Here is a 25,949-nt window from a genome sequence, read left to right as displayed (position 1 = left end):
TCACCATGCCTTTCGATGGGCGCCCGGCCGGCGGGCCGGGGTCGGTGGGGTGGGGTTGAGTACGTGGGAGTACTGATCAACATTGGCGGGCAACAACATCCGCGCATGGCTGCAGGGCAGCACGACATCGGCGATGTCGCCGGTGATCCGGTCGATCCAGTCCGGGCGGGCCGGCGGTCGATCGGCCGGACGATCGGCGGCGCTGACGAATACGGCGTCGCCGACGAAGGTCCGCGGTTGCCAATTCGCCGCCAGCGGCCCGGCCGCCCCGAAGGTCTCCAGCACCGCGGCGACGTCGTCGCGGGAGAGGTCCGCCAGAGCACCGTCGGCCTCCCGGAGCGCTGACCAGATCTCGTCGAGATCGGGATCCTCCGCCATGCCGGCGGTGTCGAACCCGAACTCGCCCAGCAATTCCCGCGTCGATTGTGTCGTCGCGAGATCCGGATGATCGGCGACGACGTAGGAGTCGAGCAGGATCAGCTGCTCCACCTGTTCGCCGGCGCGCTGCAGGGCGACCGCGACCTCGTGTGCGATGAGGCCGCCCAGCGACCAGCCCAGGAGGCGGTACGGGCCGTGACCGGCGATCTCCCGGATGCGCGCCACGTAGTCGGCTGCCAGCTCGCCGATCGACCCGCCGGGCCGCTCCCCGGACAGGGCGGGATTCTGCAGGCCGTATACCGCGCGGCCGGCATCGATGTGGGGTAGCAATGCGGCGAAGCTCCACGACAGTCCGATCGCCGGGTGGAAGACGAACAGCGGCGCGGCGTCCGAATCCGGAGACTTGTCGCGCAACGTCAATACCGGTGCGAGAGCGGAGCGTCCGGACGCGTCGCCGGACAGTACGGCGGCCAGTTCCGCCGCCGTCGGCGCTGCGAAGAGGTCCGGGACCGCGACCTGGTGGCCCGCCTCGCGCAGCCGGGTCGCGACGGTGGTGGTGAGCAGCGAGTTGCCGCCGATATCGAAGAAGTTGTCCTCGGCGCCGACGGTTGCCGCGTCCAGGACATCGGCGAATATTCCGGCGATCGTGCTCTCCAGTCCTGCCGCGGGCGGGCGGTGCCTCTCCGATTCCGACTGTTGCTGTTGCGGTTTCGGCAGTGCGGCCCGATCGATCTTCCCGACCGGAGTGAGCGGTAGCCGGTCGAGCACGGTGAACGACGCGGGGATCAGGTGTCGCGGCAGCGTGCGGGCCAGGATTCGGCGCAGTTCCGCGGTGTCCAGGTCAGCGCCGTCCGCGGCGGTCAGATAGCCGTGCAGCGTCGTGACATCGGAGCCCGTATCGGCGACCGTGACCGCCGACCGGACGGCGGGATGCGCGGACAGCGCCGCGTCGATCTCGGCGAGTTCGACGCGAAATCCGCGTACCTGCACCTGGTCGTCCGAGCGCCCGAGGTAATCGAGCGTGCCGTCGGCAGTCCAGCGCACGAGGTCGCCCGTGCGGTACATGCGTTGTCCCGCATACTGTTCGCCCAGAACCAGCGGGGCTGGAACGTATCGGGTGGCGGTGAGTTCCGGCCGGCGGTGGTAGCCGCGGGTCAGCTGATCGCCGAGCAGGTACAGTTCGCCCGCCACGCCGGCCGGCACCGGGTGCAGTCGTGCATCCAGGACCACGGCGCCGACCCCGTTGTTCGGCGTTCCGATCGTGACCGGTGCGTCGGCCGACAGCGGTGCCGATCCGGTGCAGATGATCGTGGTCTCGGTCGGGCCGTACACGTTGAGCAGCCGACGTCCAGATGCCCAGTGCTGCACCAGGTCTGCTCCGACCGCCTCACCGCCTACCGCCAACGTGCTCAGCGACTGCGTGGCGGCGGGGTCCATCGTCGCCACGGCGGCGGGGGTGATGAATGCATGCGACACCTGGTGCCGGTCGATGAACGCCGCGAGATCGTCGCCGCCGTACAGCGTGGTGGGCGCGATGACCAGCGTCGACGCGCCGGCCGCGGCGAGAAGGAACTCCAGCATCGACGCATCGAAGCTGGGCGATGCGAAGTGCAGCACTCTCGACTGCGGTGTCGGGCGCATGCGGTCGGCGAGTTCGTCGTGGACTGCACCCAATCCGCTGTGGGGGACGAGCACTCCCTTCGGGGTTCCCGTGGAGCCCGACGTGTAGATGACATAGGCCAGCTGGTTCGGCCGCACCGACGCGGACCGCTCGTCGTCACCGATGGGTTCGGGAGACAGCGCGGCGGACTGGCGCTGGATGTCGGGATCGTCGATCACCACGGTCGGCAGCGACGTTCCGAGGCTGGTCGCGGCGGCCGACGTGGTGACCACCGATCGAGCGCCGCTGTCGTCGAGCATGTGCGCGACGCGGCCTTGCGGATAGTTCGGGTCCACCGGGACATACGCTGCGCCGCAACGGATGATCGCCCAGATCGCGACGACCGCCTCGATGGATCGGCCGATCGCCATGGCGACAAGTGGCTCCGGGCCGTCGATGACGCCGCGCGCGAGAAGGAGTCGGGCCAACCGGTTCGCTCGGGCATCCAACTCCCGGTAGCTGATCGTGCGTACGACGCCGGCCTCCTCGGTGAGTGCGGCGATGCCGTCCGGGCAGCGCGAGACCGCCGCATCGAGCAGCTCGATGAGCGTGCGCGGCGGGGCGGAGGGCCGTCCGGAGACCGGGCTGAGCGCGGCGACTTCCAACGGATCGGTCACCCGAATGTCGCCCACGGCGCGTCCCGGATCGTCGATGAGTGCCCGCAGCGTGCGCAGCAGTCGGACGGCCAGGTCACGAGCCTGCCGTTCCGAGTAGCGGTTGCGGGCGTAGGTCACGGTCAGCGCCGGCTCGGGCGCGTGCGCAGTCATGCCGGTCACCGTGAGCTGCAGATCGAATTTGGCCGTATGGGTGTCGACCTCATCGACCTCCAGGCTCAGATTTCCGTTGACCCGCAGGCGATTTCCGGCGAGCGAGTCGGCCAGGTCGTGTACCGACAGGGCGATCTGGAAGAGCGGATGCCGGCCCGGGAGGCGCACCGGGTTCACGTCGGCGACCACGTCGTCGAACGGCGCATCCAGATGGTCCCAGGCGTCCAGATCGGCGTCGCGGACCGCGTCCAGGAGGGACTGCGCGGTGCCACCCGGGTCGACGGCGGTGCGTAGCGCCACGGTGTTGACGAACATCCCGACCACCTGGCGGTAGTCATCGGCGGCGGTGCCGCGCGGATTCCGATTGGCCACCGGAGTGCCGATCACGAGATCGGTTCCCACGCCCAGCCGGTGCAGCAGAGCGACGGTGGCGGTATGCAGCACGCTGAACGCGGACGTCGTGTTCGAGCGGGCGAATGCGAGGACGGCATCGCGCAGATCGGTGTCGACCGGAACCGACACCATCGCTCCGCCGGAACGGTCGGCGAGGGTTGCGTCGGCGGCAATGCTCGTCTCGCCGGGTGCTCCCGACAGCCGATCGGCCCAATACCGTCGATCGTCGTCGATGCCGCCATCGTCGGCCTGGGCCATCGCCAGGGCGTAGTCGCGATAGTCGAGCGGCGCGGCCTGCCATGCAGTGGCGCGCCCGGCGAGCCGCTCGCGATAGGTGCGGATCAGATCGCCCACGATCAGTGGCAGCGATGCCCCGTCGGCGGCGATGTGATGAATCGCCAGGACGAGTGTGTGGGTGTCGCCCGCCGAGCTCAGACCGACTCGCAGGGGAGCGTCGACGGTGAGGTCGAACGGGCGCCCGGCGAGCGCCTCGACGATGGCGGCGGGGTCATCGTCGGCGGCCGTCAACGGGCCCACCACCGCGGCGGCATCGTCGAGCACGATCCCGAACGGGCCGTCGGCACCCTCGGGGTAGACGGTGCGCAGGCCGGCGTGCCAGGTCACCACGTCGACCAAGGCGGCGCGCAGGGTCGGCACGTCGACAGTGCCGCGGAGGTGCAATCGGAACGGCATCACGTAGTCGACCGCGTCCGGCTGACTGCGCTGCAGCGACCACAGCCGGCGCTGCATCGGGGCGAGCGGGAATCGTTCCGGCCGATCGGCGTCGGTCGCTGACGGATCTTCGCTCGCGACGGTGTTCGCGCTGTCGGCATCGATATCGAGGAGTGCGGCGAATCGTGCGAGCACCGGGTTATCGAACAGTGCCCGCACCCGTATCGGCTCTCCCCGGTGTGCGATGTTGATGCGGCTGATCAGCCCGGTCGCCTGGAGCGAGGTGCCGCCCATCTCGAAGAAGTCGTCGTCGATGCCGACCGACTCCGGCGGCAGATCCAGAGCATCGGCGACGAACGCAACTACCACCTGTTCGGCGACCGTCTCCGGCGTTCGACGATCCTCGGCGGTGGCCGCCGGGTCGGGGGTGGGCAGCGCCGCCTGGTCCACCTTGCCGTTGACGGTCAGCGGGATCGCGTCGATCGCCACGATCGCCGACGGCACCATCTGCCGGGGCAGCCGGTCTCGCACGTGTGCGATGAGCGACCGCTCCAGGTCCGGTCCCCGGTCTGTGCTCGGCTGCGCGACCACATAGGAGACCAGGCGCGCCGTGTCGTGCGTGCCGTTCACGACGGTGACAGCCGATCGCACCGCGGGATGGCCGGCCAGAGTGGAATCGACCTCGTCCAGCTCGATGCGGAACCCGCGGACCTTCACCTGGCGGTCCCGGCGTCCGAGGTAGGTCAACGCCCCGTCCAGATCGCGGGAGACGATGTCGCCGGTGCGATACATGCGGCTGCCGGCCGGGCCCACCCCGGTGGGCGCGGCGACGAACCGGCCCGCGGTCATCGCGTGCCGGCCGGCGTATCCCCGCGCCAGGCCGGGCCCGGCCAGATAGAGCTCGCCCGGTGCGTACGGCGGCACCGGTCGGAGCCGGTCGTCGAGTACGAGGGCGCTCGTCTGGTCGATCGGGGTGCCGATGGGGAGGGAGCCGTTCGGCGTGAGCGCGTCGGAGATGACCGTCACGATCGTCGTCTCCGTGGGTCCGTAGCAGTTGAGGAAACGCCGCCCGGCCGACCACCGATCCACCAGCTCGCGGCCGAAGGATTCGCCGCCGACGGCGAGACACTTCAGGTGCGGCAGCTCGCGCGGCCCGGCCGACGCCAACGCCGCGGGGGTCACGAATGCATGTGTGACGGCGTGCTCGCCGAGGAACTCGACCAGCTCGTCACCGCCGTAGATCGTCGGCGGCGCGATCACCATCGTGGCGCCGGCGTCGAGCGCAAGCAGCAGTTCGAGCATCGCGGCGTCGAAACTCGGCGACGCGAAATGCAAAGTGCGGCTGTCGCTCTCGACTTGGTACCGAGCGGTCTGTGCCGATGCGAACGCCGCCAGACCGCGGTGGCTGACCGCGACGCCCTTCGGCAGGCCGGTGGTTCCGGAGGTGTAGATCACGTACGCGCATGAATCCGGCAGGCGCGGGTTCGCGGGTTCGGTCGAGACGGCGGCCGCCGTGCCCGACAGCTCGTCGGTGCGGACCCACCAGAGATCTCGTGGCCGGGCATCGAAGAGTTCTCCGGTGGTGATGCCCAGTACGGCGCCCGAGTCGGACAGCATGTGTGCGACGCGATCGGCGGGCAACCGCGGGTCGATCGGCAGCATGGCCGCGCCCGCCTTCGCGATCGCCCAGGTGGCGATCACCGACTCGATGGAGCGGTCGATCGCAACCGCGATCACCGATTCGGGCCCGAGGTCATACCCGGCCAGAGCTGCCGCCCAGCGATCGGCGAGTTCGCTTGCGTCCCGGTAGGAGAGCTGACGGTCGCCATCGTCCAGGGCGATGGCGTTCGGTCGGGCGGCGACCGTGTCGTCGATCAGATCGGCGAGGTGCCGCGGCGCCGTCTGTTCGGCCGATCCCGTGCCGTCGCCGGCGAGGCTGTCGATCTGCAGTTCGCCGATCGTGACCGTGGGATCGGCGACGACCTGCTCGGCAAGCGCGACGAACCGGTCGGCGAGGTCGGCGACTCGGCGAGGGCTGAATCGCGAGGTGTCATAGATGAAGCGCGCGACCCCGGAGCGAACGCGCAGCTCCAGGTCGAAACGCGGGCCGCCCGCCTCGACCGGCAGGACTTCCGACTCGATCCCGTCGAGTTCAAGCGCGCCGGTGTCGGCGATGTCGAGATCGTCGACCGTCAACGCGATCTGAAATATCGGATGGCCCCCGGTGCGGGCCGGGCGCAACGCCGCCACGAGCCGCTCGAAGGGCAGGTCGGCGTGTGCCAGGGCCGCTAGGTCGGCATCGCGGACGGTGCTGAGGAGATCGACGAACCGGGCACCGGAAGCGACCGGAGTGCGCAGCGGTACCGAGTTGACGAACATGCCGACGAGTTCGGCCAGCCGGGGGTCACCGCGCCCGGCCACCGGAGTGCCGATGATCAGATCGGATCGGCGCGCGCCGAAATGGGCGGCCGGATCGGCGTGCAGGCGATGCAGCAGTGCGGCCACCATGGCATGGACCGCCATGAACTCGGTGTTGCCCAGGCCGTCGTGGTCGCGCAGCGCGGCACGCAGGGCCGGGTCGAACGGGACCTCTACGAACCCGGCCGTCGGGACCGCCTCCGCCGCGTCGACCACGTCTGCGGCGAGGATCGGGGCGCCGTCGACGCCCTCCAGCTCGGTGTGCCACCACTGCGTGAGCTCGTCGATCCGGCGCTCCGGACCGTCCGCATCCAGGCCGAGTGATGTTGCCTGCCAACGCAGATAGTCCCGATACGACACAGGGAGCGGGCTAGCCTGCGGCTCCCGTCCGCCGCTCAGGTCGGCGTACGCGGAGGCGATATCGCGCGCGAGTGGACCCAGCGACCAGCCGTCCGCGGCAATGTGGTGGATCACGATGGTGAGCCGGTGCTCGACGGGGGCCTCGCCGGCGTTCGCGGGCTCGATGCGATGCAGCCGCGCACGCAGGGGCAAATCGTTCGTCAGGTCGAACGGGGCTGCCGCACACCGGGCGACGGTGTCGGCCCAATCGGCGTCCGCAATGGGCTCCGGGTGCAGGTCGATGCCGTCGAACCCCGAGACATGCTGCGGCGCAATCACGTCCAGTACCGGACGGCCGCTGCGGGCCGGATACCGGGTGCGCAGCGGTTCATGGCGTTCCACCGCGTGGGCGAGCGCGCCGCCGAGAGCCGCTGTGTCGAGATCGCCGCACAGCCGCAGGGCGAACGCGATGTGATAGCCGCCGGCGGCGGAACCGTCGCCACTGTCGTCGAATTGGTTGAGGAACCACAGCTGCTGCTGCGCGGGGCCGGGTTGTACTTCTGCATCCGGCTCGTGGGTCAGGGCGACGAGCGGTTGGTCATCCCCGGCTGCGGATGACAGCCGCGCGAGCGCGACGACGCGGGCATCGTCGAACAGATCGCGGACGGCGATCCGCCGATCGAATCGCTGTTCCAGTCGACCGACGAGTTGCGTTGCCAGCAACGAGTTGCCGCCGAGGTCGAAGAAATCGTGTTCGCGCCCGATGCCGTCGACGTCGATCGCGAGAAGTTCGGCGAAGTCGGCCGCGATCGCTCGCTCGATATCGGTGCGCGGAGCGACATACCCTGCGGGACCGGTCATGTCGGGTTCGGCGGCCGGCAACGCCCGCATATCGACCTTCCCGATCGGAGTCGTCGGTATCCGATCGAGGACGACCACCGCGGACGGGACCAGGTACCGGGGCAGCCGGTCGGCCAGCCGGTCGCGAAGCTCGCCCACCAGGTCGGCGCCGGCCGCGACGCTGTCGGCAGCGGTGATGTAGGAGACCAGCCGGGCCGCCTCGCCGTCACCGTCGACGACGGTGATCACATCGCGCACCGAGTCATCGGTGGCGATGGCGGCGTTCACCTCGCCGAGCTCGATCCGGTGCCCGCGAACCTTCGCCTGGTGGTCCGCACGCCCGCGGAACTCGAGGGTGTGATCGATCCGCCAGCGCACGAGATCGCCTGTGCGGTACATGCGCTCGCCAGGCTCGCCGTACGGGTTGGCGATGAAGCGCTTCGACGTGAGCGGCCGGACTCCGTGATAGCCGCGTGCCAGATGCGGTCCGCTCAGGTACAGCTCACCGATGGCGCCGGGAGCGACCGGTCGCAGGCGTTCGTCGAGCACCATCGCCGACACTCCGCGTATCGGCCGACCGATCGTCACGGTGTCGTGCGGGCTGATGTCCTGCGACATCGTGGCGACCACCGTGGCCTCGGTGGGCCCGTATGCGTTGATCAGGCGCCGCCCGGCGGACCATCGCCGCACTGCCTCCGCATTCGGATGCTCGCCGCCGATGACCAGGGTGCAGAGATCGGGGAGGTCGTCGGGCTCCATGGTGGTGAGCAGCGACGGCGTCAGAAAGGCGTGCGAGACCCGGGCGTTCGCCATCAGGTCCGCGAGCTCGCGCCCGCCGACGACTCCGGGCGGCGCGATGTGCATCGTGGCGGCGGCCCCGACGGCCATCAACATCTCGAGGATCGAGGCGTCGAAGCTTGGCGAGGCCAGATGCAGGGTCGCGCTGTCCGGGGTGAGCCGCAGGCGCGACACCTCTTCGGCCGCGAAATCGCCGAGTCCCCGGTGGCTGACGACCACGCCCTTGGGCACCCCGGTGGTTCCGGAGGTGTAGATGAGATACGCGGGCTGGTCCACAGCAACGGGCAGCCGCCGATCGCGGTCGGTGATCGGCGCGGTGGAGTTGCGTTCCAGCCGGGCCGTCGTCGCCTCGTCGTCGATCACGACGCAGCTCACCGGACCTTCGTCTTCCGGGGACACGTGCGGGCGCGATGCTCGGTCGGTGACCAGCAGCCGCGCGCCGGAGTCGGACAGCATGAACTCGATCCTGGGACGCGGATAGGCCGGATCGACCGGCACCCACGCGGCCCCGGACTTGACGATCGACCACACCGCGATGCTCCAGTCGATCCCGCGTGGAAGGCCGACTGCCACAAAGGCTTCGGGACCGGCGCCGGCCTCGATCAGCAGCCGCGCAAACCGGTTGGTCGCGGCGTCGAACTCGCGGTAGGTCAGCATGCGGCCGGTCTCCGGGCAGACGATTGCCGGTCGGTCCGGGCGGGCCGCGACGGCGGCCGCGAGCAGCTGTTCCAGGTGTTCGACGGGTCGATGGCCCGGTCCGACGGCGGGCACCAGATCCAGGCGTTCATGCGGGGCCAGCACCGACGCGTCGCCGACCGCGACCTCCGGATCGGCACCCACGATCTCACACAGGCGGACCAGCCGAGACGCGAGTGAAGCCACGGTCTCCCTGTCGAAAAGAGCGGTGGTGTAACCGATCTCGATTTCGATGCCGGCATCGGATGGCTCGCGGAAGGTGAACTCGAGATCGAACTTGGCGGTGCCGGTCGGGATCGGCGCAGCCGTCGCGGCGAGGCCCGCGAAGTCCAGGTCGACTCGGGGCGAATTCTCCAGAGCGACAGTCACATCGAAGTAGGGCTGGCCGCTGCCGCTGCGCGGCGGATTGAGCTCACCGACCAGTCGGTCGAACGGCACGTCGGCGTGATCGAAGGCCGCCAGATCCGTCTCCCGAACGCGGCCGAGTAGGTCGGCGAACGACGACCACTTGTCCACTGTCGTGCGCAGGGCGAGCGTGTTGACGAACATTCCGACCATGTGGTCGAGCCGGTCGTCACCTCGCCCGGACACCGGCGTGCCCACCACGATGTCATCGGACTGAGACATGTTGCGCAGCAGCGCCGCCACGGCTGCGTGCAGGACCATGAAGAGGCTCGACCCGCGCTGCTCGGCGAGACGGATCAACTGGTCGGCAGTGTCTGCGGCGATCCGCGTGCGCACCGACGAACCGGAGTGGTCAGACGGGGAGCGCGGGCGGTCATAGGGGAGTTCGATTCCGGCGGGCGCGTCGGCGAGGACTTTCGACCAGTAGTCGATCTGTTGTGCAGCACCGGAATCCGGCTGCTCCAGCCATGCGGCGCGTTCCGCGCTGATCTGGCGATAGCCCGCGGGCAACTCGCTCCAGTGCGGCTCGTCGCCGTCCCGGCGCGCCCGATAGGCGGCCCCGAGATCGTGGGCCAGGGGCGCCAGTGACCACCCGTCGGCGGCGAGATGGTGGATCACCACCACCAGGGTGTGATCGTCGGCGCCGTGACGCAGCAGCTGTGCGCGAATCGGCAGCTCGCGTTCCAGGTCGAAGGGCAGGCGCGCATACTGGCGGACCGCATCGGGGTCGAAGTCGGAGGCGTGCACGGTCGGCAACGCAATGAGGTCGGCCGCCGGCGATTCCACGTGCTGACAGGCGATTCCGGACACCCGGGTCACCCGAGTGCGCAGCGGTTCATGCCGGGCGACGACGTCGGCCAGCGCCGCCCCGAGCGCGACATCATCGAGCTCGCCGAGCAGTCGCACGCTGAACGGCATGGTGTAACTGGTCGCGGTCGTCGAGTCCACTTGCGCGGCAAGCCACAAGCGGTGTTGGGCGGGAGAGAGCGGCACCGGCCCGTCGACGGTGACGGTCGGGGCAGGCGCGGCCTGCGGCATCGCGTCATCGGTGACGCCCAGCCGTCGAAGAGCGTCGACGATAGCGGCGATATCCGTTGCGTCGAAGATCGCTCGGATGCCCAACCGGCAGCCGGTGGCCGCGGACAGCCGCGCCGCGATCCGGGTGGCTGCCAACGAATTCCCGCCGACGTCGAAGAATCCGGCCGACATCGACAACTCGGAGAGTTCGAGTATCGACTGAACGGTCGTGTGTACGAGCTTCTCCAGCGGAGTCTCCGGGTGCACGTGCTGTTCGCAACCGAAGACCGGTTCGGGCAGCGCGCGCCGATCGAGCTTGCCGTTCGCCGTGATCGGCAGTTCGTCGGAGAACATCACGACGGTCGGAATCATGTGTGCCGGAAGCGAGTTGGACAGCTCGGCACGCAGGTCGCGATCGGACAGGCTGCGGTCGCCCGTGACATGACCGATCACGATGGTGTCGGCGACGAGATCGGTGCGCGCCACCGCCGCCGCACCTCGGACCCCGGGGAGGGCGGCCAAAGCGGATTCGATCTCGCCCAGCTCCACCCGCTGTCCCCGGATCTTGATCTGAGTGTCGTCGCGGCCCAGATACTCGAGTTCCCCGTCGGCACGGCGACGCACCAGATCGCCGGTGCGGTAGAGCCGACCGCCCCCACCGCCGGGGTCGGCAATGAATTTTCCGGCGGTGAGGTCGGCCCGCCCGCGGTATCCGCGGGCCAGCTGGATGCCGCCCAGATACAGTTCGCCGACCGCCCCGATCGGCACCGGTGACAGCGACCGATCCAGGACGTGGAGGCGGGTGTTCCAGACCGGACGTCCGATCGGTATCACCGAATCGGTTGGGCGGCAGTCATTATGGAAAGTGACGTCGATGGCGGCCTCGGTCGGGCCGTACAGGTTGTGTACGGCGGCCGAAGTGATCGCCGCCGCCCTGGCGACTGTGCTCGGAGTGAGGGCCTCGCCGCTGGCGAAGATCATCCGAAGCGAGTCGAGCGCGATCGCGGTGGCGTCGTCGGCGGAGAGTACGTCCGCGAAAGCGGACAGCATCGACGGCACGAAATGCGTCGCGGTCACGCCGTGCGTCTCGATGACCTCGCGCAGGTACCAGGGATCGCGGTGGCCGTCGGGGCGTGCCACCACCAGGGTGGCACCGGCGGTCAACGGCCAGAAGTACTCCCACACGGACACGTCGAACGTGCCGGGAGTCTTCTGCAGCACCCGGTCCTCCGGGCTCAGCCCATAGGTCTCCTGCATCCAGCGCAGGCGATTGACGATCGCCCGGTGCGTGATCTGGACACCCTTGGGCCGGCCGGTGGAACCGGAGGTGAACAGCAGGTAGGCGGCCTGATCGGGGTGCGTCGTGAGCGCGCCGGCGAGTGGCGATGCGGCGGCGTCGGATAGCTCCGGCATGGTCGCGGTCACCACGCCCGGCAGCTCGGAATCCGGCTCGACGATGACGAGTGCCGGCCGGGCGGTGTCGAGAATGTGCGCCAGTCGGTCTTCCGGCTCCGCGGCGTCGATGGGTACGAATGCCGCCCCGGCGCGGATCACCGCATGGAGTGCGACGACCTGGTCTGTACCGCGCGGGAGCGCCACTCCGACAACTGATTCCGGCCCGACTCCCCGCGTGCGGAGACCATCTGCGACCGCCGCGGTGCGCTCGCGGAAGTCGGCGTAGCTCAACGGGTGACCGGCCGGGTCGACGATCGCGGTCTTTTCCGGGAAGCGCGCGGCCGCGTCCGTCAGCAGGTCCGTCAGGGTGAGTTCGCGGGAGTCGACCTCCGGTCCGGCTGAAAACTCTTGGAGTGCAGAGAATTCGGCGTCCGAGACAAGTCGGATATCGGCGAGGGAGCGGTCCGGGTCGGCATCGACCAGCCGGGTGAGGAAGTCGATGAGCCGCATGTGATGCATGTCGATCTCGGCGGGATCGTAGACCCGTGGGTTGGCCTCGAGGTCGAGCCGCATCTGCCCGGAGAGTGCGTCGTACACGTTCACCGAGGCGTCCTCGACCGGGCCCGTCGACAGCACATTCAGTTCGCCGCGCAATGCACCGAAGTCGATGTGTTCGAAGAACAGCATCACGTTGACCATCGGTCCGAAGAATCCGCGCCGGCCGGTCATCGAACCCAGGAGATCGGTCGCGATCTCTTCGTGCCGGTATCGCTGATGCCGAACGGCGCCCTTGATCTCGCGGTTGACCGTGCACACCAGGTCGCGGATCGACACGGTCGCGTCAGGTCGGCCGAACGCGGCCCGAATCGGCAGCACGTTCGAGGTCAATCCGGCCGAACTCCGCAGGATCGCCGAGTCGCGGACGGCCACGGGCAGACTGACCATCGCGTCCGGCACGTCGTTCAGCCGGGCGAGATACGCAGCGACGGTCGCCGTGATCACCGACGCCGGGCGGACGCCCAATGCCTCCGCCATCGCCCGGATCCCGGCGGCCACCTCGGTGTCGAGGACCGCCGACCGGACCGTGGCGACGGGTGCGGCGGCGTCGCAGTTGGGCGAGAACGAGGTCGGCTGGGGGCCGGTGGACTCGGAGCAGCCGTCGGTCAGGCGGGCGGCCCAGTACTCCCGATCCTCGGCGAACCGGGAAGAGTCGCGGTAGGCCCGGTCGATCTCCGCGATCTCCGCGATCGTGGCCACCGCGGCACCAGGGACTTCGGTGGCGCCGGTGATGGCGGTGTAGCGCTGCGCGACGCGCACCATCATGTACATCGCCGCGTAGCCGTCGAAGGCCAGGTGATGGCCCCAGCAGTACCAGATGGTGTGGTCCGGACCGAGACGCAGCAGATAGGTCTCCAGCAACGGATCGGCGAACAGGTCCACCGTGCGCGCCCGATGCTCATCGATCCAGGCCAGTGCGGCGGCCCGGGGATCGTCGGCGTCGGAGAAGTCACGCCGACCGAGTTCGATCCGGCGATCGCGGTCCACCAGCACGCGGGGCTCGGTGTCGTCCTCGGGTTTCACCAGCCGCAGCAGCCCGGATTCGGTCTCGTCGGCGGTGTCGGCCACGGCCCGGTCCATCACCGTCGGGTCGACTGCGGCGTGGAACTCGACGAAAGCGGCAACCGACATCGGCACCTCGGGGTCGAGTAGCTGCGCGTAGTAAATACCTCGCTGCGCCGCGGTCAGCGGTAAGGCCGAGGCCTCGGTGGTCGTGAGAGCGACGTCGTACGTGGTCACGCGGTCCTCCTTGCGATCTGCGATATAGGCACTTCGTGTGGGAGGCAGCTGCGGATGGGTCCGGTCAGAATTCCGCGGACAGAATTTCCCGAGAAAGATTTCCCCGGTCGGCCGAGCCAGAAACATGTCCCGTCCAGCGGTATGGTGTCGCGTCGCGCGCGCGAGCAAAAGTTGATAATGAACAGTTATGAGCTATCCGAATCCATTCCGCGACTGGGGAGACTGGGGTTCGAAACGTGTGCTGGACCCACTGACCTGGCTGTGGTCATCGAGTGCGAGCGCTACCAGCTCACTCACGGCGGGGCCGGCCGGCGCCTACCGGGCGCTGCTCAACAAGCTGGGCGATCGGCTGGTCGGCCGGCGCCTCAACATCAATACGGGCTCGGGTGAGATCGCGCTGACCATCACGAAATTCGAGTCCGACTTCGACATGCGTGGCCTGTCGGTCGGACAGCTCAACGAGATCCGTGTCTCGGCATCCGACATATCTTGGAAGGGAACGCATTTCGAGCGGGCGTCGGTGGTCGTGCACAACGTCCACATCAAGCCGACCACGCCGCCGAAACTGATCGCCGCGCCGATCGAGATCGAGGGGGAGACCACCCCGGAGGGACTCGCCGCCCTGCTGCGCGACGCCGCGCCGCGCGTGCAGTCGGATGTGGACGAGAACAGCGTGGCGAGCCTGCAGCTGACGGCCCGCCCGAGTCTGGGACATATCGAGGTGGACGCTCAGACCGATGGGTCGAGCCTGCGGATCAGGCCGCGCGCGGTGGTCGTGCGCAAGACGCGGCTGAGCCTGCCGAAACGTACTCCCGCCTACCGGCTTCCACTACCCACGCTGCCGGGCAAGCTCGAACTGACCTCCGTCGACTTCGGCCCGAATTCGGTGCAGCTCTCGGGCCGGCTGCCCGAGTGGCAGCTCGAGATGCCGCGCCGCCGCATCGACGACGTGATGGACCAATTGAGCGGCGTCGGAAAGAACTTGAACCTGCGCTGGTTCGGCTAGCGGTTCGGCCGGCCGCGGATTCGGGCGCGGTTCCGGATCGTCGGCGCACTCATTTCACGACTGACTTCACGGCCGCACTCACCTCACGACGACGGCCGCCACAGCTTTCGCTGCGGCGGCCGTTCGCCGTTCGGGTCGGTCGACCGGGTTAGGCCGTGCCGGATGCCGCCTTGGGCGTCGCCTTCTTGGCCGCGGCCTTATTCGCGGGCGCCCTCTTCTTCGGCTCCTCGATTTCGTCGGCGGCCGCCGACGTCTCGGCAGCAGCGGCCGGGGTCTCGTCCGTGGCTCCCGGTGCCAGCTTGCCCAGCTCGGCCAGCATCTCGGGGAGATGGTCCGCGATGTCGTACGCCTCTGAGATGTGGTCGGAGCAGGCGAGGACGCAGATCGTCATCTCGTTCTCATAGCTCCAGCCGGTGAAGTTCAGGCCCATCGGGAACACCAGGGGGCCCGTCGAGATCAGCTGTTCGATCGGCGCGCCGCCGAGGTAGAGCTGCTTGGGCCCACGCATGTTGGAGGCGATGAGGCTGAACATCGGGCGCTTGGACACCCGGGCTCCGGCGATCGGCAGCACGCGGGAGTACACCCAGAACAGCGGCCAGTACTCCATCCAGTCGTGCTGCAGCGACTCGTCGCGCTCGGCCTGGACCTCCCGCGCGGTGCGGGTGCCGTCGGCGATCGCCTGCAGCCGCTCGACGGGGTCGGCGATGTGGGTGGCGAACTCGACGTTCCAGCGGGCCACATGATTGCCCCACTCGACCTCGGTGTCCTTGGGGCGCATCGAGACCGGCACGACCGCGGTCAACGCGTCGTCGCTGAGTTTGCCATGGCTCTGCAGGTACTCGCGGAGCGCGCCGGCGCAGAGCGACAGGAAGACGTCGTTCACGGTGACGCCGAAAGCCTTTGCGACCCTCTTGATCTCGTTGACGTCGACGCGCCGGTAGGCGAAGGTCCGGCCGGCCGTCAGCGGGTCGTTGAACGGCATCGCCGGCGCGGTGAACGCCTCGGCATAACCGGGCTTGCCGGACTTCTGGCGCGCGCGGATGACGCTGGTGACATGTGCGGTCCGGCCCAGCAGGCTCGGGAACCTTCCCCAGGAGGTCAGCTGAACGCGACCCACCTGCGGCAACCAGGTGGTGGCGGCCGGCCGCTGCTCGTCCTCCGGCGCCGGGCACGCCGCCGGCAGCGGGGCGTCCGGATCGGCGCTGTAGATGTTCTCCAGCAGGCGCACCGAGGCGCCGCCGTCGGCGACGGCGTGGTGGATCTTGAGCACCAGCGCGACCTTGCCGTCGGCGAGACCCTCGACGTACCAGATCTGCCAGGCCGGACGGTCTCGATCGAGCGGTACCTCGAAGAGTTCACCGATCGTGGCGGCCAGCTGCTCGTCGCCGCCCGGTGCCGCCGCCGTGGTGCGGTGCACGTGATAGTTCATGTCGAGGCGGGGACGCGACACCCACCACGGCCGCCCGACGCCGGCGCGCGGTGACAGCAGCTGCCACTGCATCGGCTCGACCCGCGCGGCCCAGGCCTGCACCACTTCCTTGAAGCGATCGAAGTCGAACGGCTCGCTGACCTTCTTGGGATCGAGCACCACGGCCTTGACCGTGTGCTGCGGTTGGACCGCACTCTCCCATGCCAGGAAGCTGTTGTCTTCGCCCTTTAGCCGACGCATCTTTCCCCCTCGGGTACTTCGTCCACAGGAGAGTGGACCATATGTGATTGAGTTCACTATGCATGGCGCCTGTGAGGTATTCGACGACCCTTCCCGGCTAGTGGGATCGCGCGGACCGAGCCCTGTGGGCGGCTCGTACGGTCTGCTGCCATGAAGGAATCCATTTCGCGGGTGCGCACTGTCCGATGAGCGACTCCGATGCGATGAAGCGCGAGGTCGCCGGGCGGATGACCGAGGCTTTCGCCTCGATCGCCGCCGGTGACGGTGACGCCGCCGATGTTCGGGCCCGACTCAAGGCCAGCCGACGTCCCGCCAAGCCGGTGCCGGTGGCCGGCGTCGAGGACCGGACCATCCCGGGGCCCGCGGGCGAGATCCCGGTGCGCATCTACCGGCCGCGCGGCGCCGAGCAGGGGCCCCAGGGTCTGCCGGTGCTGGTGTACTTCCACGGCGGCGGGTTCGTGCTGTGCGACCTCGACTCGCATGATTCCTGCTGCCGGCGTCTGGCGAATGGTGTTGGCGCGATTGTCATCTCGGTCGACTATCGGCTCGCCCCGGAGCATCCGTTCCCGGCGGCCGTCGAGGACGCCTGGGCGGCGGTCGAGTGGGTGGCTCGCTGCGCGGCCGAGTTCGGCGGCGATCCCGCACAGCTGGTGGTCGCGGGCGACAGCGCAGGCGGCAATCTCACCGCGGTGGTGGCGATGATGGCGCGCGATCGCGGCGGCCCCGCCATCGCCTTCCAGGTGCTCATCTACCCGGTGGTGGACCAGCGTCGCAAGAAGTCGGTGACGTCCAGTCCGCATACCAAGAGCGGGGTGCTCACCGGGTCGCACATGTACTGGTTCACCAAGCAGTACCTCGGCGACAGCGGCGAGAATGCCAACGTGCTGGCGTCGCCGATCGTCGGAGACCTCACCGGTCTGCCTGACGGCCACGTGGTGACCGGCGCCCTCGACCCCCTCTGCGACGAGGGCGAGGAGTACGCCCAGATGCTCGTGGCCGGCGGCGCCCACGTGACGACGCGGCGCTACGACAAGGGATTCCACGGCTTCTTCAATCTCGCCGATCATCTGCCGGAGGCGGAGAAGGCCAACGAGGAAGTGTGTGTTGTCATCCACGACGCGCTGACCGCGAAGGCGTCGGCATGACGGCCTGACCAGAGCAGCATTGATCGGTTCGATCGACCGGACGAACAGATTCAGGATTGAGGGGATCACGGTGTCTGTACCTGCTAGCAACCCGGAATGGACCGGCGGCGACCCGTTGCCGGCGGCACCCACGGGCACCGTGCTGCCACCGCTCACCGCGATGCAGCGATTCCGACTGGCACCGCAGATCGCGCTCGATGACACCGTGCTGGCGATCATGCGCTGGTTCCCGGCGAAGCTGCCGGACGAGGCCACGCCGGAACGTCTCGCTGCCGAAATGGCCGAGGCGGCAGCGCTTTTCCAGGAGCAGGGCTGGCTCGCCGATCCGGTCTCCTATCACCGGACACCGCCGCCGCTGACCGATGACGAGCTGGTCGGCTGGCGCAAGCGACCCGGTCTGTGGGGCCACGAGACGGTCGCGTTCGAGTCTGGTTTCGCGCCGCGTCCCATCGAGCCGGGCGTGAACCGTTGGCGCAACGACAAATACAACGCCACCGTCCCGCTGCGGGTGCTGCGCGGCGATCCGAACGCGCCCTGGGTGGTCTGCCTGCACGGGTTCGGGATGGGATCCTCGCGGCAGGATCTGAGCGCCCTGCGCGCGACCGTCATGCACAAGAAACTCGGGCTGAACGTCGTGCTGCCCACGTCGCCGCTGCACGGCTCGCGCAACGCGAAGGGCGACGGGCAGCTGCTGACGCTGGATCTGTCGGCCATGCTGCACGGCGTCACCCAGGCGGTGTGGGAGATCCGCCGGATCATCGGTTGGATCCGGGCGAATTCCGCCGCTCCGGTGGGCGTCTACGGCGTATCGCTCGGCGGGTTCCTGTCGACGCTGATCTCCGCTCTCGAACCGGTGGACGTCGTCGCCGCGGCGATCCCGTTCGTCGACCCGCTCGGGTTGCTGGAACACCACGGTCCGCCGGACGAGTATCGCGGCGTGATCGCGAGCGCGGACGCGCGGAGCGTCTACCGCGTCATCGCGCCGCTGGTGCTGCCCACCGCTGTCGCCCGCGACCGGCGATCGCTGCTCGCTGCGCGCGCCGACCGGCTGATCCCGCGCCAGCAGTCGGTGGCGCTCGGCGAGGCGTGGCGCGACGGGACGGTGCAGTGGTTCAACAGCGCGCACGCGGGCTTCACCTGGTCGCGAGCGGGCAAGGAGGCGCTCGCCGATCGGCTGCGCGCCACCCTGCTGGCCGGCCCGAACTGATCGTCGCGGCGGTCGGACCGAAGGCGGCAGTGGCGCGTGTCATATCCTGACGCCGACCGACACAGGAACTCCGATGCGACGGGGCAGGGTATGAGCAAGCGTGTGTTTCTCACCGGCGGTGCGGCAGGCATCGGCCGGGCGACCGCAATTCGATTGGTGAACAAGGGTTTCGACGTCATCGTCACCGACGTCGACACCGCCGGGTTGGAAGCGCTCGCCGCCTCGATCGACCCGAATGCGCCGGGCCGGCTGACCATCGACCGCCTCGACGTCACCGATGCCCAGCAGTGGAGCGAGGTGCTCGCCCGGCATTGCCCCGACGGCCGGCTCGACGTGCTGGTCAACAATGCGGGCGTGCTCTGGTCGGGCAAGTTCGAAGAGATCGATATCGCCAAGCATCAGCGCATCGTCCACATCAACGTCACCGGCACCGCCAATGGCTGCCACCAGGCGTTCGCCTACCTGAAGAACACCGAAGGCTCGCAGGTCATCAACCTCTGCTCGGCGTCGGCGCTCTACGGTCAGCCCGAACTGGCCAGCTACTCGGCCTCCAAATTCGCGGTCCGCGGTCTCACCGAGGCGCTGAACCTGGAGTGGCGCCGGCACGGCATCAAGGTGCAGGCGCTGTGGCCGCTGTTCGTTGCGACGGCGATGACCGACGGCATGGACATCGGATCGACCCGGCGCCTCGGCGTCCACCTGACCCCCGACGATGTGGCCAGGGCCGTGGGTTATGCGATCAAGTTCCGCTGGATCCCGGTCCGCGTGCATATCGCGGTCGGTGTGCCGTTCCACATCCTGTCGTGGCTGGGCGCGATCTCGCCGTCGTGGCTCAAGCGCACCTTCGTCTGGGCGGCCACCGGCGTCGGATAGTCGGCCAGCCGGTCGCGGGCGGCCGGATCCAGCCGTGTGCCGCTAGCTTTCCCCGTCGTCATCGGACGCGTCTGCGGTGGGTCGCTCGGCTCGCTGCAGCGTCGCGAGCGCGCGGTGCTCCTGTGCGGTCGCGGCCCGGCGCTGTTCGACTGCGAGTTCCTGCTCCAGCGGCGGGTCGGGACGCAGCAGCCCGCCGCTGCCGGGTCGCCCGGCCGCGCCGAGTTTGTTCATCCGTTTCGGCACCGCGGCGCCCTGATACGGCAGCGGCACCGGGTGGTCGTGGCTGTCTGCGGGGCCGAGCGGCTGGTGTATTTCGATGTATTCACCGTGCGGCCGCCGGGTGATGATCCCGGTCTCGATGCCGTGTTCCAGCGTGGCTCGATCGCTGCGCTGCAGTGCCAGGGCCCAGCGGTATGCGATGAAGTAGACCAGGGGTGGCAGCACCAGACAGCCGATGCGGCCGATCCAGGTCATCGCGTTGAGCGAGACATGGAACTTCAGCGCGATGGTGTCGTTCATGCAGGACAACGTGAGCACCAGATATAGCGCGAGCCCGGCCGCCCCGACTGCGGTGCGCACCGGCACATCGCGGGGTCGCTGTAGAAGATTATGGTGCGCAACGTCTTTCGTGAGCCTCCGTTCGATGAACGGCCAGGCGAACATTGTGGCGAACACCACCGAGATGATCAGCACGCCCCAGAAGACCGCGGGGATCATGTAGGCGTTGCCGAAGTAGACCTCCCAGTCGGGCACGAGCCGCAGCAAACCATCGGTCCACATCAGATAGAAGTCCGGCGGCGCGCCGGCGGATACGTTGGCCGTGCTGTACGGCCCCAGCGCCCACACCGGATTGATCTGGAACAGACCGGCCATCACCGCCAGCACGCCGAACACGATGGCGAAGAAGGCGCCGCTCTTGAGCGCGAACACGGGAACGATCCGCTGGCCCACCACGTTTCGCTCGGTCCGCCCGACGCCGGGGAACTGCGTGTGCTTCTGGTACCAGACCAGGGCGAGGTGCGCGCCGATGAGCGCCAGGATGATTCCGGGAAACAGCAGGATATGGATGATGTAGAGCCGCGGTATCACCACCTGGCCCGGGAAGTCGCCGCCGAACAGCGTCCAATGCAGCCAGGTGCCGATAACGGGGATGCTCATCATGCCTTGGGTCAGCGCCCGTAACCCGGTGCCCGACAAGAGATCATCGGGGAGCGTGTAGCCGGTGAACCCCTCGAACATCGCGAGGATCAGCAGTGTCACGCCGATGAGCCAGTTGGCTTCGCGGGGCCGGCGGAACGCGCCGGTGAAGAATATTCGGAGCATGTGCAAGATGATCGAGGCCGCGAAAAGCAGTGCAGCCCAATGATGTATCTGCCGGATGACCAGGCCGCCGCGGACCTCGAAGCTGATGTCGAGCGCTGATTCGTAGGCCCGGCTCATCGACACGCCGTTGAGCGGTTGATACGCGCCGTGGTACGTGACCTCGGCCATCGACGGGTCGAAGAACAGGCTCAGATAGATGCCGGACAGCAGCAGCACGATGAAGCTGTACAGCGCGATCTCGCCCAGCAGGAACGACCAGTGGCTGGGGAACACCTTGTTGAGCTGTCGCCGCAGCCCGGCCGCGGCGTGGTAGCGCGCGTCGATCTGCGCGGCCTGTCGAGCCATGGTCGGACTCATCGAGACTCCTCTCGATCGGCACTACGGGTGGACGCGGTGGCGCAGGTACCGGCCGGCACGACGTCGAATCACTTTCGCAGCCGGTTGGCCTTGTTGCGGGGCATGGTCGACCAGCTACTGACCGCCGATGCGGAGATCTGGCGATCGACCGATGGTTCGCCCGACACGGCGGAGGAAGCCGCCGAGGCGCTGGCGTCGGCCGCGCGGCGGGCGGCGGACGATCGGACGGCGACCGCGGCCCGGTACGCGTTGTTTCTCGAGGCGATGCATCATCCGGAACTGGCGGACTCCGTCCGGTCGGGCAACGCCCAGGTGCTTGATTGGATGCGGAACCTGTTGTCCGGCTTGGGTATCGGTGAGGACGTGGACGCTGCGGCAGCGCAATCGGTCGCGCTGCTCGACGGCGTGATCGTGCAGTCGGTCGTCCGCGGGCAGGTGATTGACGCGCGCCGCGGCTTCGCGTCGCTGCTGCGCGGCTGGGCGGGCGTGAAATAACCGGCGGCCCAGGATGATGCAGTTCTACGCCGAGATCCATCACGCCTCCTCGATATCGTCGGCGACAGATCTACTACGAGCGATAGTACTCTTCTACTACGGTCGATAGTAGCTGTTTCGCAAAGGATTTCTTCGACCCTGCCGATCGTCGGCGTAGGTTGGGCACATGGCGCCGACTGTTTCCGTCGATATCTGGACCGACATCAACTGTCCGTTCTGCTATCTGGGTAAACGCCGCTTCGAGCAGGCGCTGGAGCAGTTCGAGCACCGCGACGCGGTGCGAGTCACCCACCACTCGTTCGAATTGGACCCGACGCTCGCGCCGGGGCACAGCGCGCAGGTGATCGATTGGATCGCAAGCAAATACGGGATGCCGCGCGAGCAGGCCGAGGCCAACGAGCGCAGCCTCGGGCTGCAGGCGGAAGCGGTCGGGCTCGGGTACGAGGTCGACGGACGCGACTACGGCAACAGCTTCGACATGCATCGGCTGCTGCACCTGGCGCTGGAGAAGGGCAAGCAGGACGCCGTCATCGATGCGCTCTATGCGGCGAATTTCGCTGCGCCGCAACCACTCTTCGGAGATCCTGATCGGTTGATCGCCGTGGTGACCGGGGCCGGGCTCGACGAGTCCGACGTGCGCCGCGTGCTCGATTCGGATGAATACGCCGATGCCGTCCGTGCGGATGAGCAGCGAGCGGCGGAGTTGGGGGCCGGCGGCGTGCCGTTCTTCGTACTGAACAACAAGTACGCGGTCTCCGGTGCGCAGCCGCCGGAATTGTTTGCTCAAGCGCTGCAGCAATGTTGGGACGACGCAGGTTAGTCGGCCGCGGTGCCCGATAATTTCTGATTGTCCGGTCGGGCATCGCATAATGTCCGCATGTCCAGACGTTGGTGGCCGGCCGTCCTGCTGGTCGCGGCATTCACCCTCACGGCGTGCATCGGCCAGGTCAGCCGCAGCGACTTCGACAAGGAGGTCGCCCGGCGCGGAAACGGAATGACCGACGCCCTCGTCGACCAGGCATTCGCCGCCTTCGCCAAGCAGTTCCCCGGCGGCCGGGTCGCCCAGCTCAGCGTCGGAAAGGGCTCGATGTCGGCGGCGGTCCCACTCCCCGGATCGACCGTCGATCTGGACGGCTACCGATTCGACTTCGGTGCGACCTCCTGGCGCCGTACCGCGCCCGTCCGGGTCAGCGGCACCGATGACATCACGGCGGAGCTGTTCGATCCGTTGGCCGTGTCGGGGCTGCGGCACCTGCGATCGCTGGTCGAGACGACGGTGGAGCGGTCGAGTCTGTCGGGCGCGGTGCCGACGAGCGCCTATGTCGACGATGCGGCGACGGCCGAGCGGCACATCCGGGTCACGGTCGACTCGGACCGTGGAAGTTACTCTGCGCAGTTCACGCTGGAGGGGGTGTTCGTCGATGGCGACCGGCACTAAGCGAATGGGTTTCGCGCTCGTGCTCGTGCTGCTGGTGCTCGGGTTCATCGACGCGATGTCGATCTGCATCATGCCGGCGATCTGGCCGGGCGAGCTCAAGCTCACCGCCCCGGTCTTCTGCAGCAAGTCGGAGCTCGGCGGCAGCTACACCCCCTACGCCGTCACCGACACCTATTCCACCGGTGACGGCACGGCCTTCAACTGGACGTTGTATTGCGTTGGGCCGCACGGCGAGACGAAGAACGCCGGCTACGGGCTCCCGATCGGGATGATCTTCCTGGCGCACGGTGTGATCCTGCTGGCCCTGCTCGCCGCCGTTGCGCTGTGGCGGCGCACCCGAACACTGGACCTGTCCCGACTGCGGCGGCGTCGGTCGCCGCAGCCGAAACCGCAGCGGTACTTCGTATTCGACAATCGGCCCAAGGACGACGCTCCCACGGGCGAGCCCTAGGCCGGTTGTCGAGAGCGGCGGTCTAGCGGCCGACCGCCGAGGCGACGCCGTACTTGGCGCGCAGCGCCTTCTTGTCGGGCTTGCCCAGCGCCGTCACCGGGATCTCGTCGGCGATGATGACCTGCTTGGGCGCCTGCACCGATCCCTTGCGCTCCTTGACGGCCGCGGTGACCTCGCTGGTGAGTTTCGCGACCGAGGCGTCGTCGGACGGCGCATCCGGACGCAGCACGACGACGGCCGTGATGGCCTCGCCCCACTTCTCGTCGGGGACGCCGATCACGCCGACCTGCGACACCCATTCATGCTCGGCCACAACGTCTTCCACCTCGCGCGGGAATACGTTGAAGCCGCCGGTGACGATCATGTCCTTGGTGCGGTCGACGATGAACCAGAAGCCGTCCTCGTCAGCGCGGGCGACGTCGCCGGTATGCAGCCAGCCGCCGCCGAAGGTCTCGTCGGTCTGCTCCTCCAGGCCGAGGTATCCGGCCGACAGCAGCGGGCCGGCGACACAGATCTCGCCGGGTTCGCCGGGTGCGACCGGCTGGCCGTCGTCGCCGACGAGCGCGGTGCGCAGGAAGGCCGACGGTCGGCCGCAGCTGGTCAGCCGCTCGGAGGTGTGGTCGGCCTTGCCGAGGTAGCTGATCACCATCGGGGCCTCGGACTGGCCGTAGAACTGCGCGAAGATCGGCCCGAAGCGGTCGATGGCCTCGGCCAGGCGAACCGGATTGATAGCCGCCGCACCGTAATACACGGTCTTGAGCGACGACAGGTCGCGCGTGCGCGAGTCCGGATGATCGAGCAGCGCGTAGATCATCGACGGCACCAGCATCATGGTGGAGATCTTCTGCTCCTCGATGGTGCGCAGCACGTCCGCGGCGTCGAACTTGGGCAGCACCACCATCTCGCCGCCCTTCATCAGGGTGGGCAGGAAGAAGGCGGAGCCGGCGTGCGACAGCGGGGTGCAGGCGAGGAAGCGCGGGTTCTCCGGCCACTCCCACTCGGCGAGCTGGATCTGCGTCATCGTCGCCATCGAGGCGGCGGTGCCGATCACGCCCTTCGGTCGGCCGGTGGTGCCGCCCGTGTAGGTGATCGAGGTGACGTGGTCGGGAGCCAGGTCGGCGACCTGCAGGGGACGCGGCTCGTACTTGGCGGCCTCGGCGATCAGGTCGACGGCCTGACCCGCGAGCGCGTCCGGCACCGGGCCGAGGGTGAGGATCTGGGTGAGGCAGTCGACCTTCTCCAGCAGCGCGGCCGCGCGTTCGACGAACATCGGCACCGGGTCGATGGTCAGGCTGCTGATGCCGGCATCGGCGAGCACGTAGGCGTGGTCGTCGAGCGACCCGAGCGGATGCAGCGCGGTCCGGCGCGCGCCGCTCAGCTGGCCGGCGCCGATGAGCAGCAGCACCTCGGGGCGGTTCAGCGCGAGCAGTGCCGACCCGCTGTCCGGGACGGTCAGCTTCTCCAGCGCCTGGGCGTATTGGCTGATCGAGGCGGCCATCTGCGCACCCGTCAGCGTCACGTCGCCCAGGTGCAGCACCGGTCGCTGGGCGTGCCGGGTGAGCGCCGCCGCGATCATGTGGCCGTTGTGGACGCCGGTGCGCAGCGGGTCGAACGGGGTGGTGGAGGCAATCTCGGTACGAGTGGACGCGGTGCTCATCGGCAGGCCTAACTGAATCAGGGGCAGAACTGGAACATGTTCTAGTTTCGTTTCAGTTCTGCCATTCCCCGGCCGGGGTGTCAAGCCCTGGCGGGCGAGCGCGGCCGCGTCAGGCCCCGCCGCCCTCCAGGATCTCGCGGATGCCTTCGAGATTCAGTTCCATCGCGGCGCGATGTTCGCCGAGGCGGCGTTCCAGAATGCGGGCTTCCTTGTCCGGCATCGTGGCGATCGCCATGCTCAGGCCGGACGGGCCGGGGCCGAGGCGCGCCCATTGCCGCAGGATGACGCCGCCCGTGGCCTCGTCGATCTCGAAGCCCCAGGTCGCGGGCGGTTCCGCGGCGGGATCGCCCTCGATCTGCCAGACGAGCCGGCGCTGCGGTTCGACCTCGACGATGCGGCTGGTGGTCGACCACTCCCCGATATGCGGGTTCTGGTTGTTGCCCTGGAAACGCGCGCCCACGGCGACCTCGGTCGCGCCGTCGAGCCACTGCACCGACTGCAGTTCTGGGGAGTACCGGGCCGGCAGGGTGATGTCGGTGATGAGATCCCACACCGCGGCGGGTGTCGCGTCGATCTTGATCGTGGCTTCGGTGGTCGGGGCATCACGCAGCAACATAGCCTCGAGGTTAGCTGGCGCCAGCGCAGCGACCGGCTGCGTTTGGCGAAGTCCTGCATACAAGAGCGGTAGTGCGGGACTCCGCCAACCTTGCCGGATCGTCCAGCTGATCACCAGCTAACGACCCAGCGCTACAG

General features: G+C 68.5%; 13 protein-coding genes. 8 read left to right on the top strand and 5 right to left on the bottom strand.

What is annotated here, in order from left to right:
• Positions 1–13,575, bottom strand: a complete 13,575-nt coding sequence (locus G341_RS0117870) for a non-ribosomal peptide synthetase (RefSeq protein ID WP_018180537.1) — start codon at positions 13,573–13,575, stop codon at positions 1–3.
• A 187-nt stretch (positions 13,576–13,762) separates the two neighbouring features.
• Here G341_RS0117870 and G341_RS0117865 point away from each other — a divergent pair, with 187 nt between their 5' ends.
• A complete protein-coding gene (locus tag G341_RS0117865) occupies positions 13,763–14,581 on the top strand; it encodes an LmeA family phospholipid-binding protein (protein WP_018180536.1) in 819 nt (272 codons plus the stop codon).
• Between the two features lie 148 nt (positions 14,582–14,729).
• On the opposite strand, the gene G341_RS0117860 is transcribed toward G341_RS0117865, so the two are convergent.
• On the bottom strand, positions 14,730–16,250 hold the full coding sequence (locus G341_RS0117860; RefSeq protein ID WP_018180535.1) for a wax ester/triacylglycerol synthase family O-acyltransferase: 1,521 nt from the start codon (positions 16,248–16,250) through the stop codon (positions 14,730–14,732).
• 185 nt (positions 16,251–16,435) lie between these two features.
• On the opposite strand from G341_RS0117860, the gene G341_RS0117855 reads away from it, so the two are divergent.
• From G341_RS0117855 to G341_RS0117845, 3 genes are all read left to right on the top strand, one after another.
• Positions 16,436–17,395: an alpha/beta hydrolase gene (locus tag G341_RS0117855; protein WP_155827037.1), complete on the top strand. Its 960-nt coding sequence runs from the start codon at positions 16,436–16,438 to the stop codon at positions 17,393–17,395.
• A gap of 70 nt (positions 17,396–17,465) precedes the next feature.
• Positions 17,466–18,602 (top strand): alpha/beta fold hydrolase, encoded by a 1,137-nt coding sequence (locus G341_RS0117850; protein WP_245557046.1) that lies wholly within the window; start codon positions 17,466–17,468, stop codon positions 18,600–18,602.
• Between the two features lie 90 nt (positions 18,603–18,692).
• A complete protein-coding gene (locus tag G341_RS0117845; protein WP_018180532.1) occupies positions 18,693–19,475 on the top strand; it encodes an SDR family oxidoreductase in 783 nt (260 codons plus the stop codon).
• A gap of 42 nt (positions 19,476–19,517) precedes the next feature.
• Here G341_RS0117845 and qcrB read toward each other — a convergent pair whose 3' ends face one another.
• The gene (qcrB, locus tag G341_RS22470; RefSeq protein ID WP_018180531.1) at positions 19,518–21,155 is read right to left on the bottom strand and encodes a cytochrome bc1 complex cytochrome b subunit; all 1,638 of its coding nucleotides are present in this window, start codon (positions 21,153–21,155) and stop codon (positions 19,518–19,520) included.
• A gap of 36 nt (positions 21,156–21,191) precedes the next feature.
• Here qcrB and G341_RS22465 point away from each other — a divergent pair, with 36 nt between their 5' ends.
• The 4 genes from G341_RS22465 to G341_RS23170 all read left to right on the top strand — a co-directional run bounded on the left by G341_RS22465 (position 21,192) and on the right by G341_RS23170 (position 23,539).
• Positions 21,192–21,650, top strand: coding sequence for a TetR/AcrR family transcriptional regulator (locus G341_RS22465; RefSeq protein ID WP_155827036.1), 459 nt, complete (start codon positions 21,192–21,194; stop codon positions 21,648–21,650).
• 166 nt (positions 21,651–21,816) lie between these two features.
• Complete coding sequence (locus G341_RS0117830) at positions 21,817–22,470, top strand: DsbA family oxidoreductase (protein WP_018180529.1); 654 nt, start codon at positions 21,817–21,819, stop codon at positions 22,468–22,470.
• 57 nt (positions 22,471–22,527) lie between these two features.
• Positions 22,528–23,088 (top strand): hypothetical protein, encoded by a 561-nt coding sequence (locus tag G341_RS0117825; RefSeq protein ID WP_018180528.1) that lies wholly within the window; start codon positions 22,528–22,530, stop codon positions 23,086–23,088.
• Positions 23,072–23,539 carry a hypothetical protein gene (locus G341_RS23170; RefSeq protein WP_155827035.1) on the top strand — a complete coding sequence of 156 codons (468 nt, stop codon included), beginning with the start codon at positions 23,072–23,074 and terminating at the stop codon, positions 23,537–23,539. The genes G341_RS0117825 and G341_RS23170 overlap by 17 nt, the downstream gene beginning before the upstream one ends.
• A gap of 22 nt (positions 23,540–23,561) precedes the next feature.
• Here the strand turns inward: G341_RS23170 and fadD8 are convergent, their stop codons facing one another.
• Together fadD8 and G341_RS0117810 are read right to left on the bottom strand one after the other, a co-directional pair.
• On the bottom strand, positions 23,562–25,196 hold the full coding sequence (gene fadD8 / locus G341_RS0117815; protein ID WP_018180526.1) for a fatty-acid--CoA ligase FadD8: 1,635 nt from the start codon (positions 25,194–25,196) through the stop codon (positions 23,562–23,564).
• Between the two features lie 109 nt (positions 25,197–25,305).
• Positions 25,306–25,812, bottom strand: coding sequence for an SRPBCC family protein (locus G341_RS0117810; protein ID WP_018180525.1), 507 nt, complete (start codon positions 25,810–25,812; stop codon positions 25,306–25,308).
• Between the last annotated feature and the right edge of the window lie 137 nt (positions 25,813–25,949).

The organism is Jongsikchunia kroppenstedtii DSM 45133, assembly GCF_000380485.1.
In the GTDB taxonomy this organism is placed as follows: domain Bacteria; phylum Actinomycetota; class Actinomycetes; order Mycobacteriales; family Mycobacteriaceae; genus Jongsikchunia; species Jongsikchunia kroppenstedtii.
Note: the sequence above shows the minus strand (reverse complement) of the source record. Positions and strands in the feature narration are given on the sequence as shown.

Excerpts from the sequence above, each read along its gene's own strand:
- G341_RS0117865 (WP_018180536.1), top strand. The coding sequence starts at position 13,763 with ATGAGCTATCCGAATCCATTCCGCGACTGGGGAGACTGGGGTTCGAAA.
- G341_RS0117860 (WP_018180535.1), bottom strand. The coding sequence starts at position 16,250 with ATGCGTCGGCTAAAGGGCGAAGACAACAGCTTCCTGGCATGGGAGAGT.
- G341_RS0117855 (WP_155827037.1), top strand. The coding sequence starts at position 16,436 with ATGAGCGACTCCGATGCGATGAAGCGCGAGGTCGCCGGGCGGATGACC.
- G341_RS0117845 (WP_018180532.1), top strand. The coding sequence starts at position 18,693 with ATGAGCAAGCGTGTGTTTCTCACCGGCGGTGCGGCAGGCATCGGCCGG.
- qcrB (WP_018180531.1), bottom strand. The coding sequence starts at position 21,155 with ATGAGTCCGACCATGGCTCGACAGGCCGCGCAGATCGACGCGCGCTAC.
- G341_RS0117830 (WP_018180529.1), top strand. The coding sequence starts at position 21,817 with ATGGCGCCGACTGTTTCCGTCGATATCTGGACCGACATCAACTGTCCG.
- G341_RS0117825 (WP_018180528.1), top strand. The coding sequence starts at position 22,528 with ATGTCCAGACGTTGGTGGCCGGCCGTCCTGCTGGTCGCGGCATTCACC.
- G341_RS23170 (WP_155827035.1), top strand. The coding sequence starts at position 23,072 with ATGGCGACCGGCACTAAGCGAATGGGTTTCGCGCTCGTGCTCGTGCTG.
- fadD8 (WP_018180526.1), bottom strand. The coding sequence starts at position 25,196 with ATGAGCACCGCGTCCACTCGTACCGAGATTGCCTCCACCACCCCGTTC.
- G341_RS0117810 (WP_018180525.1), bottom strand. The coding sequence starts at position 25,812 with ATGTTGCTGCGTGATGCCCCGACCACCGAAGCCACGATCAAGATCGAC.